At 62.1% G+C, this 17,523-nt stretch carries 18 protein-coding genes and 1 tRNA gene; 1 reads left to right on the top strand and 18 read right to left on the bottom strand.

Features of this window, described 5'->3' with window-relative positions:
• Position 1: 1 nt before the first annotated feature.
• Genes ACI2JX_RS08420 through ACI2JX_RS08410 form a run of 3 tightly spaced genes read right to left on the bottom strand, consistent with a single transcriptional unit; the run spans position 2 to position 4,733 of the window.
• A complete protein-coding gene (locus ACI2JX_RS08420) occupies positions 2-1,351 on the bottom strand; it encodes a TolC family protein (RefSeq protein ID WP_404689868.1) in 1,350 nt (449 codons plus the stop codon).
• Complete coding sequence (locus ACI2JX_RS08415) at positions 1,348-3,519, bottom strand: peptidase domain-containing ABC transporter (RefSeq protein ID WP_404689867.1); 2,172 nt, start codon at positions 3,517-3,519, stop codon at positions 1,348-1,350. The genes ACI2JX_RS08420 and ACI2JX_RS08415 overlap by 4 nt, the downstream gene beginning before the upstream one ends.
• Entirely contained in the window at positions 3,477-4,733 is a 1,257-nt protein-coding gene (locus ACI2JX_RS08410; protein WP_186555348.1) for an HlyD family secretion protein, read from the bottom strand. The genes ACI2JX_RS08415 and ACI2JX_RS08410 overlap by 43 nt, the downstream gene beginning before the upstream one ends.
• A 291-nt stretch (positions 4,734-5,024) precedes the next feature.
• On the opposite strand from ACI2JX_RS08410, the gene ACI2JX_RS08405 reads away from it, so the two are divergent.
• Positions 5,025-5,219: a hypothetical protein gene (locus ACI2JX_RS08405; RefSeq protein WP_264236156.1), complete on the top strand. Its 195-nt coding sequence runs from the start codon at positions 5,025-5,027 to the stop codon at positions 5,217-5,219.
• 59 nt (positions 5,220-5,278) lie between these two features.
• On the opposite strand, the gene ACI2JX_RS08400 is transcribed toward ACI2JX_RS08405, so the two are convergent.
• The 15 genes from ACI2JX_RS08400 to aspS all read right to left on the bottom strand — a co-directional run bounded on the left by ACI2JX_RS08400 (position 5,279) and on the right by aspS (position 17,493).
• Positions 5,279-5,354 (bottom strand) — tRNA-Lys (locus ACI2JX_RS08400).
• A 61-nt stretch (positions 5,355-5,415) separates the two neighbouring features.
• Complete coding sequence (queC, locus tag ACI2JX_RS08395; protein ID WP_264236155.1) at positions 5,416-6,090, bottom strand: 7-cyano-7-deazaguanine synthase QueC; 675 nt, start codon at positions 6,088-6,090, stop codon at positions 5,416-5,418.
• An 11-nt stretch (positions 6,091-6,101) separates the two neighbouring features.
• Positions 6,102-6,749 carry a 7-carboxy-7-deazaguanine synthase QueE gene (gene queE, locus ACI2JX_RS08390; RefSeq protein ID WP_186555351.1) on the bottom strand — a complete coding sequence of 216 codons (648 nt, stop codon included), beginning with the start codon at positions 6,747-6,749 and terminating at the stop codon, positions 6,102-6,104.
• Between the two features lie 159 nt (positions 6,750-6,908).
• Positions 6,909-7,718, bottom strand: a complete 810-nt coding sequence (gene ybgF / locus ACI2JX_RS08385; RefSeq protein ID WP_186555352.1) for a tol-pal system protein YbgF — start codon at positions 7,716-7,718, stop codon at positions 6,909-6,911.
• 5 nt (positions 7,719-7,723) lie between these two features.
• Positions 7,724-8,221, bottom strand: coding sequence for a peptidoglycan-associated lipoprotein Pal (gene pal / locus ACI2JX_RS08380; protein ID WP_008090230.1), 498 nt, complete (start codon positions 8,219-8,221; stop codon positions 7,724-7,726).
• 54 nt (positions 8,222-8,275) lie between these two features.
• Positions 8,276-9,547: a Tol-Pal system beta propeller repeat protein TolB gene (tolB, locus tag ACI2JX_RS08375; protein WP_189661848.1), complete on the bottom strand. Its 1,272-nt coding sequence runs from the start codon at positions 9,545-9,547 to the stop codon at positions 8,276-8,278.
• A 26-nt stretch (positions 9,548-9,573) separates the two neighbouring features.
• On the bottom strand, positions 9,574-10,650 hold the full coding sequence (gene tolA / locus ACI2JX_RS08370) for a cell envelope integrity protein TolA (protein WP_264236154.1): 1,077 nt from the start codon (positions 10,648-10,650) through the stop codon (positions 9,574-9,576).
• Positions 10,650-11,102 carry a protein TolR gene (gene tolR / locus ACI2JX_RS08365; RefSeq protein ID WP_008090221.1) on the bottom strand — a complete coding sequence of 151 codons (453 nt, stop codon included), beginning with the start codon at positions 11,100-11,102 and terminating at the stop codon, positions 10,650-10,652. Before tolR ends, tolA begins: the two co-directional genes overlap by 1 nt.
• A 14-nt stretch (positions 11,103-11,116) precedes the next feature.
• Positions 11,117-11,812 carry a protein TolQ gene (tolQ, locus tag ACI2JX_RS08360; RefSeq protein ID WP_010952367.1) on the bottom strand — a complete coding sequence of 232 codons (696 nt, stop codon included), beginning with the start codon at positions 11,810-11,812 and terminating at the stop codon, positions 11,117-11,119.
• 2 nt (positions 11,813-11,814) lie between these two features.
• Entirely contained in the window at positions 11,815-12,267 is a 453-nt protein-coding gene (ybgC, locus tag ACI2JX_RS08355; protein WP_404689866.1) for a tol-pal system-associated acyl-CoA thioesterase, read from the bottom strand.
• 125 nt (positions 12,268-12,392) lie between these two features.
• On the bottom strand, positions 12,393-13,439 hold the full coding sequence (gene ruvB, locus ACI2JX_RS08350) for a Holliday junction branch migration DNA helicase RuvB (RefSeq protein ID WP_186555356.1): 1,047 nt from the start codon (positions 13,437-13,439) through the stop codon (positions 12,393-12,395).
• Positions 13,436-14,053, bottom strand: coding sequence for a Holliday junction branch migration protein RuvA (gene ruvA / locus ACI2JX_RS08345; RefSeq protein WP_186555357.1), 618 nt, complete (start codon positions 14,051-14,053; stop codon positions 13,436-13,438). The genes ruvB and ruvA overlap by 4 nt, the downstream gene beginning before the upstream one ends.
• A 108-nt stretch (positions 14,054-14,161) precedes the next feature.
• On the bottom strand, positions 14,162-14,686 hold the full coding sequence (gene ruvC / locus ACI2JX_RS08340; RefSeq protein ID WP_404689865.1) for a crossover junction endodeoxyribonuclease RuvC: 525 nt from the start codon (positions 14,684-14,686) through the stop codon (positions 14,162-14,164).
• Between the two features lie 173 nt (positions 14,687-14,859).
• Positions 14,860-15,606, bottom strand: a complete 747-nt coding sequence (locus ACI2JX_RS08335) for a YebC/PmpR family DNA-binding transcriptional regulator (protein ID WP_186555359.1) — start codon at positions 15,604-15,606, stop codon at positions 14,860-14,862.
• Between the two features lie 111 nt (positions 15,607-15,717).
• The gene (gene aspS / locus ACI2JX_RS08330) at positions 15,718-17,493 is read right to left on the bottom strand and encodes an aspartate--tRNA ligase (protein ID WP_264236153.1); all 1,776 of its coding nucleotides are present in this window, start codon (positions 17,491-17,493) and stop codon (positions 15,718-15,720) included.
• Positions 17,494-17,523 lie beyond the last annotated feature (30 nt).

Here is a 17,523-nt window from a genome sequence, read left to right as displayed (position 1 = left end):
CTCATTGCTGGCCCAGTTGACCAAGGTCGGCCGCCAGTTGCAGCCGGGCGGTGTACCAGTCGACCACCGCGGCAACCCGCCGCTGCTGCGCCGAGGCCAGATCGTTCTGGGCGTTGAGTAGCTCGATGATACTGCCGACCCCGGCCTTGTAGCGCCCCAGCGCAACCTGATGCGACTGGCTGGCGCTGCCGACCAGGCGGCGACTGATGGCCAGCGCGCGGGTTCGTGCATCGAGGGTCTGCCGGCTTCTCCATACACTTAAGGCAATCGCGCGCTCAGCCTGCTGCAAGTCCTGCTCGCGAGCGCCTGCTTCGTACTCGGCGGCGCGCGCCCGGCGCCGGGCGAGAAAGCCATCGAAGATCGGCACCGTTACTTGCAAGCCGACACTCCAGGTCTCGATCTGCTGGCGCGAGGCCACCTGCTCGACGGGCGTGTCGTCATGTCGGTAGCTGCTGTACAGGGCGATCCGCGGGCGGCCCTCGGCCCTTTCCGCTTCTGCCCTGGCCAAGGTTGAAGACCATTCAGCGCGCGCCCTTTCAACCGACGGGTGAGTCAGGCGGGCCTGCTCCATCAAGGCATCGACACTGAGCATGAACGCCTCCTCCTGCCCTTCAGGGTCGTTGAGCACCTCCAGCCGCAGCGGCGCTGAGGGCGACAGGTTCAGGGCACTGGCCAGCGCGCCCTGGGCGGCCGCCAGATCACCCTCGGCCAATACCCGCTCCAGCTGCGCCTGCTCGAAGGTGGTCTGCGCCTGCAAGCGGTCGGCCTGCTCGCCTGCGCCGGCCTGGTGCTTGGCAGTGGTGACCTTGAGGCTATCGGCAGCCAGCGATTCGATGCTGCGACGTGCCTCCAGCAGCGCGCCAGTGGCCTGCACTTGATAGAACGCCTTGCTGGTGTTGAGCACCACCTCCTGGATTTTCTCTACGCGGCTGCTGCTGGCGGCGTTGAGCAACTGGCGGGCGCTTTCGACCTTGGCCTTGCGCAGGCCGAAGTCATACAGCACCCAGCTCAGGTCCAGGCCATAGCTGCTGGTGCGGGCATCGAGGGTCGAATTGGCCTCGGAAAAGCCGTCGTAGCGGGTCTTGCGGTTGGCCCGGCCGCTACGGGCTACACCTTGCACCGTCGGCCAGTACGCCGAACGCTCGGCATCCATGCTGGCCTGGCTGCTCAGCTGCGTGCGCCAGGCCGCGTCCACCTCGGGGTCGGCGCACAAGGCCATGGCCACTGCCTGCGACAGGGCCAGCGCCTGCCCAGCGCGCAGCGGCTCGGGGCAGGCCTGCACCGCCGCCGCTGCAGCCCCTGACACACTCAGCAAGGCCAGCACGCCCAGTAGCGCCCAGCGCCGATTCATGGGCTGCTGTCGGGCATCGGCCCGACGTGAGCAATGCGCCCGTTGTGCAACGCCAGCACCCGTTGCGCCGAGCGAATGGTCTCGGGCCGGTGGGCGACGATCACCCGGGTGATGTTCAGCGACTGCAAAGCCTGGTTGACTGCCGCCTCGCGGTGAATATCGAGGTGGCTGGTGGCCTCGTCGAGAAACAGCAGCTTCGGCCGCCGATACAGTGCGCGAGCCAGCAGGATGCGCTGCTTCTGCCCGCCAGAAAGCACCGTGCCCATATCACCGACCAGGGTGTTGTAGGCCATTGGCATGCGGGCGATGTCATCGTGTACTGCCGCCAGGCGTGCGCACTGCTCGACCCAGGCCTGGTCAGTATCGCTGGCGAAGAAACTGATGTTGTCGCCAACGGAGCCGGCAAACAGCACATCGTCCTGCAGCACCGTGCTGCTGATCTGGCGCAGGCGCTCGAGGTTGTTGGCGTCGATCGGCTCGTCGTCGAGCAACACCTGGCCTTCGACCGGTGGCAGGATGCCAAGCATGACGTTGAGCAAGGTGGTCTTGCCGCATCCCGACGGGCCGACAATCGCCACTGACTCACCAGGTTCGATCGTCAGCGAGACGTCGTCGAGCACCCAGGGTTCATAGTCGGAATAGCGAAACCTGAGCTTGCGCACTTGCAGGCGCGGCACGCGCGCGCAGGCCGCGCTATCGGCGGGCAGCGGCGTTGGCCTGCGCTCGGCGCTTTGCAATACGATATCGGCCAGCCGCTCGCCATGCAGACGCAGCATCAGCACATCGACCAGCTTGTCGATCAGGCCCGCCACGCGGCCATTGAACTGGTCCTTGTAAGCGTTGAAGGCGATCAGCATACCGGCGCTGAATGCGCCGTCGATCACCTGCTTGGCGCCCAGCCAGATCACCAGCAGGGTCACACTGCCGAACAGCAAACCGTTGAACGCGCGGTACAACAGCTGGAGTTTCTGCGGGCGCAATCCGGCGTTGATCTCGTCGACCAGCAAGCCGCCCCAGACCGTGGCACGCTGCTCTTGATGGGCGAACAGCTTGATCGTGCGCACCCCGCGCAAGGTCTCGAGAAAGTAGCTCTGCTGCTTGGCAGCGCGCACCAGCTCATCTTCACTGGCGCGGCGCAGCGGGCCGAACCAGGCCCAGCGCGCCAGTGCGTAGAGCAGCATGGCGGTGACGGCGATCAGCGCCAATGGCGGGCTGTAGAGAAACATCAGCACCAGCGTGACCACGGTCATCACGCCGTCGAGCAGCGCCTCGATGAACGAGGTGGTGAGGGTGCGCTGGATGGCCTTGAGCGAGCCGAAGCGGGAGATGATATCGCCCAGGTGACGGCGCTCGAAAAACGCCACGGGCAGGCGCACCAGGTGGCTGAACACATTGATCTGCCATTGCGCGCCGAGCAAGGTGCCCAGGTACATCAGTGCCCAGGAGCGTGCTAGCGACAGCGCCTGCTGGGCCACCAGCAACAGGCCAAAGCCGATGGCCAGTACCGCCAGCAGGTCCAGGTCGGCACTGACCAGCACCTTGTCGATCACCGTCTGCAAGAAAAACGGCGCGAGGATCATGCACAGCTCCAGCGCCGCCCCAAGCAGCAGGATGTGCCCGAGCACGCCACCAAAACCTTGCACCCGCCCAAGCAGACGGCGCAGTGGCAGCGGGGTTTTCGCCTGGCCTGGCTGGAAATCGGTTTCCGGCCATAGTTCCAAGGCGATACCCGTGAACGCCTCGGACACTTCCTGGCGGGTCAATCGACACAGGCCGCGGGCTGGGTCGTGAAGGGTCACGCCACGCGGGCCGACCTCCTTGAGCACCACGAAGTGATTGAAGTTCCAGTGCAGGATGCAGGGCAGCTTGAGTTGATCGAGCGCATCGAGTTCCAGGCGTAGCGGCCGAGTGGCCATCCCCAGCTGGCCGGCCATGGCCATCAGCTGCTTGAGGGTGGCGCCCTTCATCGAGGGCGAGAGCTTTTGCCGCAGGGAATACAGGTCGTGGACCTGGCCATGGTAGGCGGCGATCATCGCCAGGCAGGCCTGGCCGCATTCCGCCGCCTCGACCTGCAGAATCACCGGCAGCTTGCGACCCACGCCAAAGGTCAGGGATTGGGCAATGCTCACAGTCGTTTTCCTATGCCGCGCAGCGGTTCGAGCAGCCATTCATAGAGCGGCAGGTTTTCCAGCATGATGTCTGCGTCCAGCTGCATCCCTGAGCGCAGGCGCTCTTCCCGCCCGCGAGCAAACAGGCTTTGTCGCTCCAAGGTGACCCTGACCCGATACAGCGGTCCCTGCTCGCGCAGCTCGTCGGACACGGCGCCGACGGTCATGATCTCCTCGGCTGGCAGTGCGCTGCGCGACACCGAGGCGACCGTGCCGCGGGCCAGGCCAAAATGCTGATAGGGGTAGGCCTGGTAACGCAGCATCACTGAATGACCTGGCCGCACGAACCCCGCCGAGCGGCTTGGCACATAGAGTTCGGCATACAGTTGGCTGTGCTGTGGCACCAGGCTGAACAATGGCCGACTGACATCGGCGCGGGCGCCATTGACCACGCCGATGGCGGTAACCTCGCCGGCGGCCGGTGCGGTAATGACGATCTGCCGCTTGACCTCACTCTCCAACAGGCTGCTTTCGCTTTCCAGCAGACGCCGCTCGAGGTCGGCCAATTGCTTGGTCTGGTTGAACGGCAGCTCGGCCAGTTCAGCGCGCAAGGCGGCACTGTCGTTGCGCAAGGCCAGCAAGGAACGGTTGAGCTCTTCTGCGCGCAGGCGTACTTCCAATACCGCGTCCTGCTTGGCCTGGAGCAAGTCACGGGACACGAAGTCCTGGCGTTGCAGCTCGGCATAGCGCTCGGCGATGCCTTGCGCCAGGGTCAGGCGCTGGCCGGTCAGGGCGATTTGTGCGCTGACCTTGTCCTGCTCGCTCTGCAGCATCGCCAGACGTCGCTGCTTGCCCTCGCGCTCCTGCTGATGGAGCACACGGGTCTCGGCGATTTCATCGGTCAGGCTGCGGGTGCGCCGCTGGATCAGCCGACTGATGGCGACCTGATTGGCACCGGCCTCGCCGTTGTGGGTGTCACTGATCAGCGCCAGCAATGCGGCGCCCGCTTCCACCTGCTGGCCCTCGACCACCGCCAGGTCCTGGACCACGCCAACCTGCGGCGCGAACACCTTGATCAGCCCGGCCTCCGGCACCAACACCCCAGTAACCGCTTCGCGCCGGGTGTAGCTGGCAAAGCTGATGAACAAGGCCAAGACGATGCAGAACAGCAGCGCACACACCCCTGCCATGCGCAACGAGGGCGGCGAGACCAGCATGACGCTGCCCAGATCCTTGTCCCTGCCTGCTTGCAGAGCTTCCTTTCGAAATAGCATTCCCTGACCACGATCCTGGCGAACCCAAAAGTCGACCTCGCGACAAGACGCAACTACGAGGCCCTGCCAGCCTAAACAAGGCGGCGCCAGTCGACACTAGTACAGGTGGGCTATTGCCGGGGGACTCAAAGCAGGTGCAAGCCATCGCAGAACACGGTGTGGCGCTGTGACATTAGGTCACCCGGGCTATTGCTGCACAGGCACTCGCCAGACACATTATTTCAGCAAGTCCTGGTGCAACAGGACTTCCATCAGACGGAACAACATGATCGAGAACGAGGAAGCTCTCAGATGAATACTGCACAGACTGAAATGCGTACGTTGGATGTCGAGGAACTGGATCAGGTCAGCGGGGGGCTGTCGGCCTTCGGTTACTACGTCAATGCCGACGTGGTGAACTACGGTGATGGCGACAAGTTGCACGTGAGTTGGGGCAAGGAGGGCGGCAGTTACAACTTCAAAGAATTCGATCTGAACTGCCAGTAAGGCGCGACAACGAAAAAGCCCGCTTCCGTAACCGGAAGCGGGCTCTTTCTTACTGCATATGGTGGGTCGTGTAGGATTCGAACCTACGACCAATTGGTTAAAAGCCAACTGCTCTACCAACTGAGCTAACGACCCGTTGGATGGCGCGTATAATACTGATTTCTAACGAGAAATCAACACCCCATCACATGTTTTTTCAAAAATACGGGGTTGGATCCTCGACACCAGCAGCCTTGAAGCCATCAGCCCGCAGGCGGCAGCTGTCGCACTTGCGGCACGCGCGGCCCTGGTCATCAGCCTGGTAGCAAGAAACCGTCAGGCTGTAGTCGACACCACGCGCGACGCCAGCCTGGATGATCTGCGCCTTGCTCATGTTCTGCAGCGGCGCCTGGATGCGGAAGCCCTGCCCTTCTACCCCGGCCTTGGTCGCCAGGTTAGCCATGCGCTCGAACGCTTCGACGAACTCAGGACGGCAATCGGGATAACCGGAATAGTCCACCGCATTGACGCCGATGAAGATGTCGCGCGCCTCGAGCACTTCCGCCCAGCCCAGCGCCAGGGACAGGAACACGGTGTTACGCGCTGGCACGTAGGTCACCGGGATGCCCTCACCTGGCGTCTCAGGCACATCGATGCTGCTGTCGGTCAGGGCCGAACCACCAATACCGTTGAGGTTCAGGCCGATCACCTTGTGCTCCACCACTCCCAGGTCACGGGCGACACGCGCCGCTGCATCGAGCTCGGCGCGGTGACGTTGGCCATAGTCAAAGCTCATGGTGTAGCAGCTGTAGCCCTCGGCCTTGGCCATGGCCACTACCGTGGCCGAGTCCAGGCCACCGGACAGCAGGATTACCGCGCGTTTGTCAGTCATGTATTTTCCTCTCAGCGTCCGGGTTCGTCGTTCCACAGCAACTTGTGCAGTTGCAACTGGAAACGTACGGGCAGGTTATCGGCAACGATCCAGTCGGCCAGGTCGCTGGCGTTGACCTGGTGGTGGCTAGGCGAGAACAACACCTCGCCGGCACGTTCTGCCAAGTTGTACTGAATCAACTTGGACACTGCCCAGTCGTAGTCCTCACGCGAACAGATGACGAACTTGACCTGATCGTTGTTGGTCAGCAGTTCCATGTTCTGGTAAAGGTTGCGGTGCGACTCTTCCGAGCCTGGAGTCTTGAGGTCGACCACCCGGCTGACTCGCGGATCGACCCGGGAGATGTCCAGGGCACCGCTGGTTTCCAGCGAAACCTCGTAGCCGGCGTCGCACAAGCGTTCTAGCAGGGGCAGTGCGTTAGGTTGGGCCAGCGGCTCGCCACCGGTGACGCAGATATAGCGGGGACGAAAGCCGGCCACCTGCTCGAGGATCGAATCGAGGCTGCGGATAGTGCCGCCGGTGAAAGCATAGGCGCTGTCGCAGTACTGGCAGCGCAGGGGACAACCGGTCAGGCGCACGAAAACCGTGGGCAGCCCAGCCGTTCGCGTTTCACCCTGCAACGAGTAAAAGACTTCGGTGATGCGTAATGTATCTTGCATGATCGCCACGGGCGTGACAGCTAAACAGGCTGTCCGCCTCCGTCAGGCACTGTCGCGGACTCGACAAAGCGTTATCCGCGGCAGCGTATTTTGATAAAAGGGCCAAGATTCTAACGAAAAAACCCGCGACAAGCGCGGGTTTCTTTCAAGCGGTATCACTCAGAGCTTTTGCAGGTCGCGTTGCGCCAGTTGCGCGGCAGAAGTGCCGGGGTACTGGGTGACTACCTGCTGCAGGATGCCCTTGACCTTATCGGTGTGGCCCAGACGACGTTCGACGTCGGCCAGCTTGTACAACGAGTCAGGCACCTTGCTGTGCTTGGGGTAAGACTGGCTGACCTTGGCGAAGGCTTGGCCGGCACCTTGCAGGTCGCCTTTGGCCAGGTTCACTTCACCCAACCAGTACTGCGCGTTGCCGGCGTACTGGCTGTTGGGGTACTTGCGCAGGAAGGCGTTGAACGCCTGGCTGGCCTTGTCGAAGTCTTTCTGTTTGATCAGGTCGAAAGCGGCATCGTAATAGAGCTTCTCTTTCGCCGGATCACCCGGCTCGCTGCTCGTGGCAGGCGGCTGGGCAGCAGCGCCGCCATCGGTGGCAGGCGCACCAGTAGCGGGAGCGCTACCAGCGGGGGAATTCTCGGGGGTCGCGGCAGGCGCGGCACCACTGTTGATGCGACGGTCCAGATCCTGATAACGCTCCAGGTTTTCCTGCTTCATGCGCGACACATCGTTTTGCAGCTCTTCGATGATGCCTTGCTGGCGGGAAATCTGATCCTGCATCTGTTGCAGCTGCATGAACAGCTGGCCCTGTGCAGAAGCAGGGGTTGAAGCCCCTGCTCCGGCATAGGCGCCGCTCGTGCCATAACCCGCGGGCGGATAACTGCTCGCGTTGTCATCTACTACAGGAACCGCAGCCCACGCCGTGAGGGGCAGGCTGAGTACGAGGACGGTCAAAGCACGGCGGCACGTACGCATAGGACTTACTTACGCAGTTCTACGCGACGGTTTTGAGCCCAGGATTGCTCGTCGTTGCCGGTAGCAACTGGACGCTCTTCACCGTAGGAAACCAGCTCCAGCTGAGCAGGGGAAACGCCCTGCAGAACCAGGTAACGCTGGACGGCCTTGGCGCGACGCTCACCCAGAGCCATGTTGTACTCGCGGGTGCCGCGCTCGTCGGTGTTGCCTTCCAGAACAACGCGGTTGCCGTTGGACTTCAGGTCCTTGGCGTGAACGTCCAGAGCGCGCATGGCTTCTGGCTTCAGGTCCGAGCTGTCGTATTCGAAGTAGAAGGTGGTGATTGCGCGCAGGGCGGCTTCTTCGCTCAGGCTGCCATCAACAGCGCCAGTGTTGGCACCGTAACCAGCGTTAGGATCTACAGCGCCTTCACCGGCGTTGTCGCCACCTTTCGAAGAGCAACCTACAGCTACAGCCATGGCCAGAGCCAGCGCAGCGAATTTACCAAACTTCAGCATTTCCATCGTGAAACTCCTAATGAAACCCCAGTGTGTTAAGCAAAACGTATTACGCCGCAATCAGTTCAGGTAAGGGGACCAGGACGGTTCTCTGACTTCGCCTTGCGCGGTAGGAAGCGGGAGCCTCACGCGTCCGTTGAGAGAGACGAGCATCAAGACTCCCCGGCCCTGCTGGCGGGTGGCGTAGATTAGCATGGTGCCGTTTGGCGCAACAGTGGGAGACTCATCAAGACTTGTATCAGAGAGAATCTTTACACTTCCACGTTGCAGGTCCTGGGCCGCCACTTTGAAGTTGGTGAAACCTTGTTGGCGATGGATCATCACCAGGGTCTTTTCATCCGCCGACAGTTTCGGGTTGGCGTTGTAGTTACCCACGAAAGTTACACGCTCGGCGCCACCACCACTGACCGAGGTCTTGTAGATCTGCGGCTTGCCGCCACGGTCGGAGGTGAAGTACAGGGTATTACCGTCTTTACCCCAGAACGGCTCGGTGTTGATGCCGGGGCCTGCAGTCACGCGGCTGATCTGACGCGAACCCATGTTCATCACGTAGATGTCCGGGTTGCCGTCCTTGGACAGCACGAAGGCCAGGCGCGAACCATCCGGCGACCAGGCCGGAGCACCGTTGAGGCCTTCGAAGTTGGTCACCTGCTCGCGGCGGCCGGTATCGATGTGCTGGACGAAGATGCGCGGACGGCGCTGTTCGAACGAGACATAGGCGATACGCTTGCCATCCGGTGCAAAGCGCGGCGACAGGATCGGCTCACGCGATTGCAGCAGGGTCACCGCACGCGCGCCATCGTAGTCCGAGCGCTGCAGGGTGTAGCGGGTGTTGTTGGTCGAGAAGCGCTCGGCAGTCACGTACAGCATGCGGGTGGAAAACGCACCCTTGATGCCAGTGAGCTTTTCGAACGACTGGTCGGCGATGTAGTGCGACATGTCACGCAGCTGGTCGACAGTACCCGCGACGCTGCCGGTCAGCACTTGCTGCTCGGTGGCGACGTTGAACAGGGCGTACTGCACCTGCAGGCGACCACCGGATGGCACGATGCTGCCGACCATCACGTATTGCGCGCCCAGGGCCTTCCAGTCACGGAAGATGACTTCGCTGGCCTGGGTCGGCTGGCTGATCATGTTCTGGCGTGGAATGGGCGAGTAGTAGCCAGAGTTGCGCAGGTCATTGCCGATGATATCGGCCATGTCTTCTGGCAACACGCTGCCACCCTGCAGACCGAACGGCACTACCGCGATGGGCGTGGCCCGGTCGCTACCGCTGGTGACCAGGATGTTCTTTTCCTCTGCTACGGCCATACCTGCCACGCAGCAGAGCATGACCAGCAGTCCTCGAAGGAGTTTAATCACAACGCTAGATCCTCAGGTGTAAATGTCATCTTGAATGAACGATACGGATTGAACTCGTTCGGCTTCAAGCCCTGCATTTCGGTCAATCGACCAATGTTCTTCACTGCTGCCACCGCCGAGCTGTCGAACGGACCGTCTCCACTGGAGCGGGATACGCCGACGCTGGTGATGGTACCGTCCGGCAGCATGTTGATCTGCAGAACTACCGTCATGCCCTTGCGTGCGGAAGGCGGACGCGCCCAACCTTCGGCTGCGCGCATGCGGATCAGGTCGTCGAAGTCGCCGGCCACCTGGTCACCCTGCTCGTCAGCCAGCGCCTGCTGCCGCTCGGTGGTGTCAGACAACAGCTCGGCCAGGGCCTGGGCTTTCTTGTCTTCTGCCGCCTTGCGGGCCGCTTCCTGTGCTTTCTTCTTCTGGGCGTCTGCCGCGGCCTTTTTCTTGGCCTCTTCAGCTGCCTTCTTCTTCGCGTCCTCGGCCGCCGCTTTCTTCTTGGCGTCCTCGGCTGCTTTTTTCTTGGCGTCTTCGGCGGCTTTTTTCTTCGCCTCCTCAGCTGCCGCTTTCTTGGCTTCTTCCTCGGCCTTTTTCTTGGCTTCGTCTTCGGCTTTTTTCTTGGCGATGTCGGCCTGCTGCTTTTCAGCGGCCTTCTTGGCTTCTTCGGCTTTCTTGGCCTCGGCGGCCTTCTTGGCTTCGGCGGTCTTGGCCGCTTCCTCGGCTTTCTTCGCTTCGGCGGCTTCGCGAGCCTCCTCGGCCTTTTGAGCCGCATCGGCTTTCTTTTGTTCCGCGGCCTTCACGGCCTCCTGCTCGACCTTCTTCTGCTCAAGCTGCTCGACTTCGGTCTGGCGCGAGGCGGTTTTCTTCGCCTCCCCGGCAATCTTCTGATTGGTCTGGGTGGTCGCCTGGCTCTTGGACTTGAGCTGATACAGGGTAGCCTGGACGATCGGCTTGGACGGTGGCAGCTCCGGAGTCATGGCGAAGCTGACGAACAGCAGCGCGAACACCAGCACGTGCAGGCCGATGGCCCAGACGCTGGGCCAGAAGTAGCTTTCCGAGGCGGATGGCTCTCGCTGCTGCATCAGGGCGCCTCGGTAATCAGGCCAACGTTACCGACACCGGCCTTCTGCAACCCGCCCATGGCACCCATGACCGCGCCGTAGTCGACAGCCTTGTCGCCACGAATGAAGACCTGGGTCTGCTTGCCCTGGTCACGACCGGCGGCGATGATCTTGGTCACGGCGCTGGTCATGTCCGGCAGGGTCATGGCCTTGTCCATCTGCTTGTCGGTGTCGACCTCGCTGCCAAGGTTCCAGTAGTAGGTCTTGTCGGCTTTGATCGAGATAGTGAGGATCTGGACGTTGTTGTCCTGCGGCAGGGCTTCGCTGGAAACCTTGGGCAGGTCGACCTTCACCCCCTGGTTGAGCATGGGGGCCGTCACCATGAAGATGACCAGCAGCACCAGCATCACGTCGATGTAAGGCACCACGTTCATCTCGGCGACCGGCTTGCGTTTGTGGCGAACTCGGGCCATGGGTTTCTACCTGATTACTCTTCGCTGGTGTGCACTTTGCGGTGCAGGATCGCCTGGAACTCGTCGGCGAAGGTGTAGTAACGACCGATCAGCACTTCGCTGCGCGCGGCGAAACGGTTGTAGGCGATGACCGCCGGGATCGCGGCGAACAGGCCGATCGCGGTGGCGATCAGGGCCTCGGCGATACCTGGCGCTACGGTGGCCAGGGTTGCCTGTTGCGCCGAAGCCAGGCCGCGGAAGGAGTTCATGATGCCCCAGACGGTACCGAACAGGCCGATGTACGGGCTGGTCGAACCGACGGTGGCGAGGAACGGCAGGCTTTGCTCAAGCTTCTCTTCCTCACGCGAGATCGCCACGCGCATGGCCCGGCCAACGCCTTCCATGACTGCATCCGGATCGACACCCGGCTGCTGGCGCAGGCGCGAGAACTCTTTGAAACCGGCCCGGAAGACCTGCTCGACACCCGAATCCGGGTCTGGGTTGCTGCCCGCCTGGCGGTACAGCTTGGACAGATCGATGCCCGACCAGAAACGCTCCTCGAAGGCATCCAGCGCACGACGACCGGCGCGCAGCATGGTGCTGCGCTGGAAGATCATGATCCATGAGGTGACCGAGGCGGCCACCAGGGTCAGCATTACCAGCTGTACTACCACGCTGGCATTGCTGACCAGACTCCACATGGAGGTATGGTCGACGACGTTAGCTTCCACGCTTATTCTCCTGCAATCGATTGAGTACCCGTACCGTCCGCCAGGAAAGCGTCGCGCAGCTCTGGGGGGATGGCCCGGGGTTTGAAAGTGTCGGCGCGCACGGCGGCCACCAGGAACTGCCCCTCACAGAGCAGCGTTGCATCTCTTTCTCGCCAGACCTGCTGCACGAAACGCAGGCTGGCGCGATTCAATTCAGTTACTTGCGCGGTGACTCGCAGTTCATCGTCCAGACGTGCCGGCGCGTGATAGCGCGCCTCGCTGGAATGCACCACGAACAACAGGTTCTGCCCGGCCAGTTGATGCTGGGAAAAGCCCAGGTGTCGCAGCCGCTCGGTGCGCGCACGCTCCATGAATTTCAGGTAGTTGACGTAATACACCACGCCACCTGCGTCGGTATCTTCGTAATAGACGCGACAGCGGTGTGCGAACGATTCCAGCTGATTTTGCGCGCGCATACTCTAGTGCTTACTCCTCAGCTTGCCAATCCGCCCCGGCAACTGTTTTTTCATCGATAATGTCGTATTGCCAGCGCGCCATCGGCATGCCAGCGATGAGACCACAAAAAGCCCGGTTCGATCTGTCATTCATCGGCAGAATCAGAAAAGTCAGCACCCTCACCCAAACGCCCGGGAATGTTCAGGCCAAAGTGCAGGTAGGCATGCCGGGTGACCACCCGCCCACGCGGAGTGCGCATGATGTAGCCCTGCTGGATCAGGTAGGGTTCGAGCACGTCTTCGATGGTGTGCCGCTCTTCGCTGATCGCTGCTGCCAGGTTGTCGACCCCTACCGGACCGCCGTCGAACTTCTCGATCATGGTCAGCAGCAGGCGCCGGTCGGAATGATCGAAGCCGCGCTCGTCGACATCGAGAAGATTCAACGCCAGATCCGCCACGGCCTTGGTAATCTCGCCCTTGCCACGCACTTCGGCATAGTCGCGCACGCGGCGCAGCAGGCGGTTGGCGATCCGTGGCGTGCCACGGGCACGGCGGGCGATTTCAAAGGCGCCCTGGGCATCGATCACCAGGCCAAGGATGCCCGCCGAGCGGCTGACGATGGTGGCCAGGTCTTTGTCGCTGTAGAACTCCAGGCGCTGAACGATGCCGAAGCGGTCGCGCAAGGGGTTGGTGAGCATGCCGGCACGGGTGGTCGCGCCAACCAGGGTGAATGGCGGCAAGTCGAGCTTGATCGAGCGCGCCGCCGGACCTTCGCCGATCATGATGTCGAGCTGGAAGTCTTCCATGGCCGGGTACAGCACTTCCTCGACGATCGGCGACAGCCGGTGGATCTCGTCGATGAACAGCACATCATGTGGCTCAAGATTGGTCAGCATCGCTGCCAAGTCACCCGGACGCTCAAGAATCGGCCCCGAAGTGCTTTTCACCGATACGCCCATTTCCTGGGCGATGATGTTGGCCAGGGTGGTCTTGCCCAGGCCCGGCGGGCCGAAGATCAAGGTATGGTCCAGCGACTCGCTACGACCGCGCGCGGCCTGGATGAACAGTGCCATCTGCTCGCGCACCACCGGCTGGCCGATGTACTCATCCAGGCTCAGCGGGCGAATCGCGCGGTCCTGGACTTCTTCGCGGTCGCGTCCGGAGGCGGCGATCAGGCGGTCGGTTTCGATCACTTGCTAATCATCCCTTTAAGGCTGCTGCGGATCAGGTCTTCGCTGCTCATGCCGGCCTTGTCCTTGATTGCCGACACTGCCTTGCTCGCTTCCTGAGGCTTGTAACCCAGCGAAACCAGGGCGCTGACCGCATCGGCCTCGGCAGTGGAGGCGCTGCCGACCGGAGCTGGGCCATCGGACACCAGGGTAAACATGGCGGGGGAGGTTTCCCAGGCCTTGAAGCGGTCCTTGAGCTCGACCAGCAGACGCTCGGCGGTCTTCTTGCCGACCCCCGGCACACGCACCAACGCCGAAGCGTCCTGGGCCTGTACGCAGCGGATCAGATCGTTTACTTCAAGACCGGACATCAGCGCCAGCGCAAGCTTGGGGCCGACGCCGTTAAGGCGGATCAACTCACGAAACAGCTCGCGCTCACGGCGTTCGGCGAAGCCATAGAGCAGGTGCGCGTCCTCACGCACCACCAGATGGGTGTGCAAGGTCACCGGCTCGCCGACCTTGGGCAAGCGGTACAAGGTGGTCATTGGCACTTCAAGCTCATAGCCCAGGCCATTGACGTCAATAATCAGGTGCGGCGGTTGTTTTTCCGCCAGGGTGCCACGCAAACGTCCAATCACGTTCCGATCCTTCCTCTGGGGTGCCGGTCAGCGACCGGTCAACCCTATCAGCAAATGCGCCGGGTGAACGTCTCACCCGGACAAAATGTGTATCAGCGCATGAAGCGGCTACAGACGCAAGCGCCCGCCGCGTCGCCGCGCGGTCGTCAAGCCGTGGGGGATCAGGCTGGAACGGGTGTGGGCATGGCACAAGGCGATGGCCAGGGCGTCGGAGGCGTCGACCTGCGGTTTTTGCGTCAGTTTGAGCAGGTGCATAACCATCAGCATGACCTGCTCTTTATTCGCCCCGCCGGTCCCGGCCACTGCCTGCTTGACCTGGGTCGCACTGTATTCGGCGATCTCCAGGCCCGCCTCGACCGCCGCGACGATTGCCGCGCCCCGGGCCTGGCCAAGCTTGAGCGCCGAGTCGGGGTTGCGCGCCATGAACACCCGTTCGATGCCCATTGTTACCGGGCCATGCTGCTGGATGATCTCGCTGACACCGCGAAATACGATCTGCAGACGCTCAGGCAACTCGCCAGCACCGGTACGGATACAGCCCGATGCCACGTACTCGCAACCACGCGCGGTCTGGCGTACCACGCCGAAACCGGTGATGCGCGAGCCGGGGTCGATACCTAAAATCAGAGTCATAACGCCTGCATGGATTGGGCGCGAAAGCGCCACTTGAAGAGTGAAGCGCGGCCTGTGCCGCCCTCATCGCGGGGCAAGCCCGCTCCCACGCTGGCGCGATGTGCAAACGTAGGAGCGGGCTTGCCCCGCGATGAGGGCGGCACAGGCGCCTGAAGCGTTACCTGCGCACTACCTTAACCCAGCTGCTCCATGATCTCGTCAGAGATCTGCGCATTGGAGTAGACGTTCTGCACGTCATCCAGGTCTTCAAGCATGTCGATCAGCTTGAGTACCTTCTGTGCGCCATCCAGGTCCAACTCGGCACTGGTGGTCGGCTGCATGACGATCTCGGCGTCGGCGGCCTTGAAGCCGGCTTCTTCCAGGGCATTACGCACCGCATAGAAGCTGTTGAAGGAGGTAAACACGTCGAACGAACCATCGTCGTTGCTGACTACGTCATCGGCATCGGCTTCCATGGCCGCTTCCATCAACGCATCCTCATCCACGCTGGCGTCGAAGCTGATCTGCCCCTTGCGCTCGAACAGATAGGCGACCGAGCCGTCAGTGCCGAGGTTGCCGCCGCACTTGGTGAAGGCATGGCGCACGGCTGCGGCGGTGCGGTTGCGGTTGTCGGTCATGGCTTCGACCATGATTGCCACGCCACCCGGGCCGTAACCTTCGTAGCTGAGCTCTTCGACGTTATCGCTTTCGTTGGTGCCCGCCCCGCGCGCAACCGCGCGATCGATGATGTCGCGACTCATGTTGGCGCCAAGCGCCTTGTCCAGGGCCAGGCGCAGACGTGGGTTGGACGCAGGATCTGGACCGCCCTGCTTGGCGGCGACGGTCAGCTCGCGGATCCACTTGGTGAAAACCTTGCCTCTCTTGGCATCCTGGCGCTCTTTGCGGTGCTTGATGTTCGCCCACTTGGAATGACCAGCCATAACGACTCCAAATCCTTGAAACAGAAACAGGTTCCGCCCCGAAGGGCGGAACGCGAAGAAATCTGCGCCGTAGCGCGGGGATGCACCCTTGCAGATGCACCCCGGTCGCGCTTACTCGACCTTGGTCTGCTCGCGCAGACGGATGTGCAGCTCGCGCAGGGCCTTGGCATCGACCATGCCTGGGGCCTGGGTCATGACGCACGCGGCGCTCTGGGTTTTCGGGAACGCGATCACTTCACGGATCGACTGGGCGCCAGTCATCAGCATGACCAAGCGGTCCAGACCGAAGGCCAGGCCGCCGTGTGGCGGTGCGCCGAACTTCAGGGCGTCGAGCAGGAAGCCGAACTTCTCTTCCTGCTCCGCCGCTTCGATACCCAGCAGACGGAATACTGCCTGCTGCATCTCTTTACGGTGGATACGGATCGAACCGCCACCCAGCTCAGTGCCGTTGAGCACCATGTCGTAGGCACGCGACAGCGCGGTGGCCGGGTTGGCCTCCAGCTCTTGCGGCGAGCATTTCGGCGCGGTGAACGGATGGTGCAGAGCGGTGAAGCTGCCGTCTTCGTTCTCTTCGAACATCGGGAAGTCGACTACCCACATCGGCGCCCACTCGCAGGTGTGCAGGTTGAAGTCGTTGCCGACCTTGATGCGCAGGGCGCCCAAGGCCTCGCTGACGATCTTGAACTTGTCGGCACCGAAGAACACGATGTCGCCGTCGACCGCGCCAACGCGATCGAGGATCACGTTGAGGTTGGCCTCAGGGATGTTCTTGACGATCGGCGACTGCAGGCCTTCAACGCCTTTGGCGCGCTCGTTGACCTTGATGTACGCCAGGCCCTTGGCACCGTAGATGCCGACGAACTTGGTGTATTCGTCGATCTTGCTGCGCGGCATGCTGGCGCCGCCTGGCAGGCGCAGGGCGGTAACCCGGCACTTGGGGTCGTTGGCAGGACCGGCGAAGACCTTGAAGTCGACATCCTTGAGCTGGTCGGCAACGTCAACCAATTCCAGCGGGTTACGCAGGTCCGGCTTGTCGGAACCATAACGACGCATGGCCTCTTCGAAGGTCATGTGCGGGAACTCACCGAATTCCAGGTCCAGCACTTCCTTGAACAGCTTGCGGATCATGCTCTCGGTCAGGCCCATGATCTCGGACTCGTCGAGGAAGCTGGTCTCGATGTCGATCTGGGTGAATTCCGGCTGGCGGTCTGCACGCAGGTCTTCGTCGCGGAAGCACTTGGCGATCTGGTAGTAGCGATCGAAGCCGGCCACCATCAACAGCTGTTTGAACAGCTGTGGCGATTGCGGCAGGGCGAAGAAACTACCGGCGTGGGTACGGCTAGGCACCAGATAGTCGCGCGCGCCTTCTGGGGTGGCACGGGTCAGGATCGGCGTCTCGACGTCGAGGAAGCCGTTCTCGTCGAGGAAGCGACGGATGCTGCTGGTGATACGCGAACGCAGACGCAGCTTGTCGGCCATTTCTGGGCGACGCAGGTCGATGAAGCGATAGCGCAGGCGGGTTTCTTCGCCCACGTCGGAGTATTCGTTCAGCGGGAACGGCGGAGTCTCGGCTTCGTTGAGCACGGTCAGCTCATAGCCCAGCACTTCGATACCGCCGGACGCCATGTTGGCGTTGACCGCACCTTCAGGACGCTTGCGCACCTTGCCGGTGATCTGCACCACGTACTCGCTGCGCACGCGGTCAGCGGCGGCGAAGGTCTCGGCGCGATCCGGATCGAACACGACCTGGGCCATGCCTTCGCGATCACGGATGTCGAGGAAGATCACCCCGCCGTGGTCGCGGCGACGATGGACCCAGCCGCAAAGGGTGACTTCCTGGCCGTCCAGGCTCTCGTTCAGTTGGCCGCAATAATGGCTGCGCATCATGATGGTGGTTCGCTTCTCGTGATTCGTGTA

Origin of the sequence: Pseudomonas sp. NPDC088890 (assembly GCF_044900155.1) — a bacterium.
Taxonomy (GTDB): Bacteria; Pseudomonadota; Gammaproteobacteria; order Pseudomonadales; family Pseudomonadaceae; genus Aquipseudomonas; species Aquipseudomonas urmiensis.
Note: the sequence above shows the minus strand (reverse complement) of the source record. Positions and strands in the feature narration are given on the sequence as shown.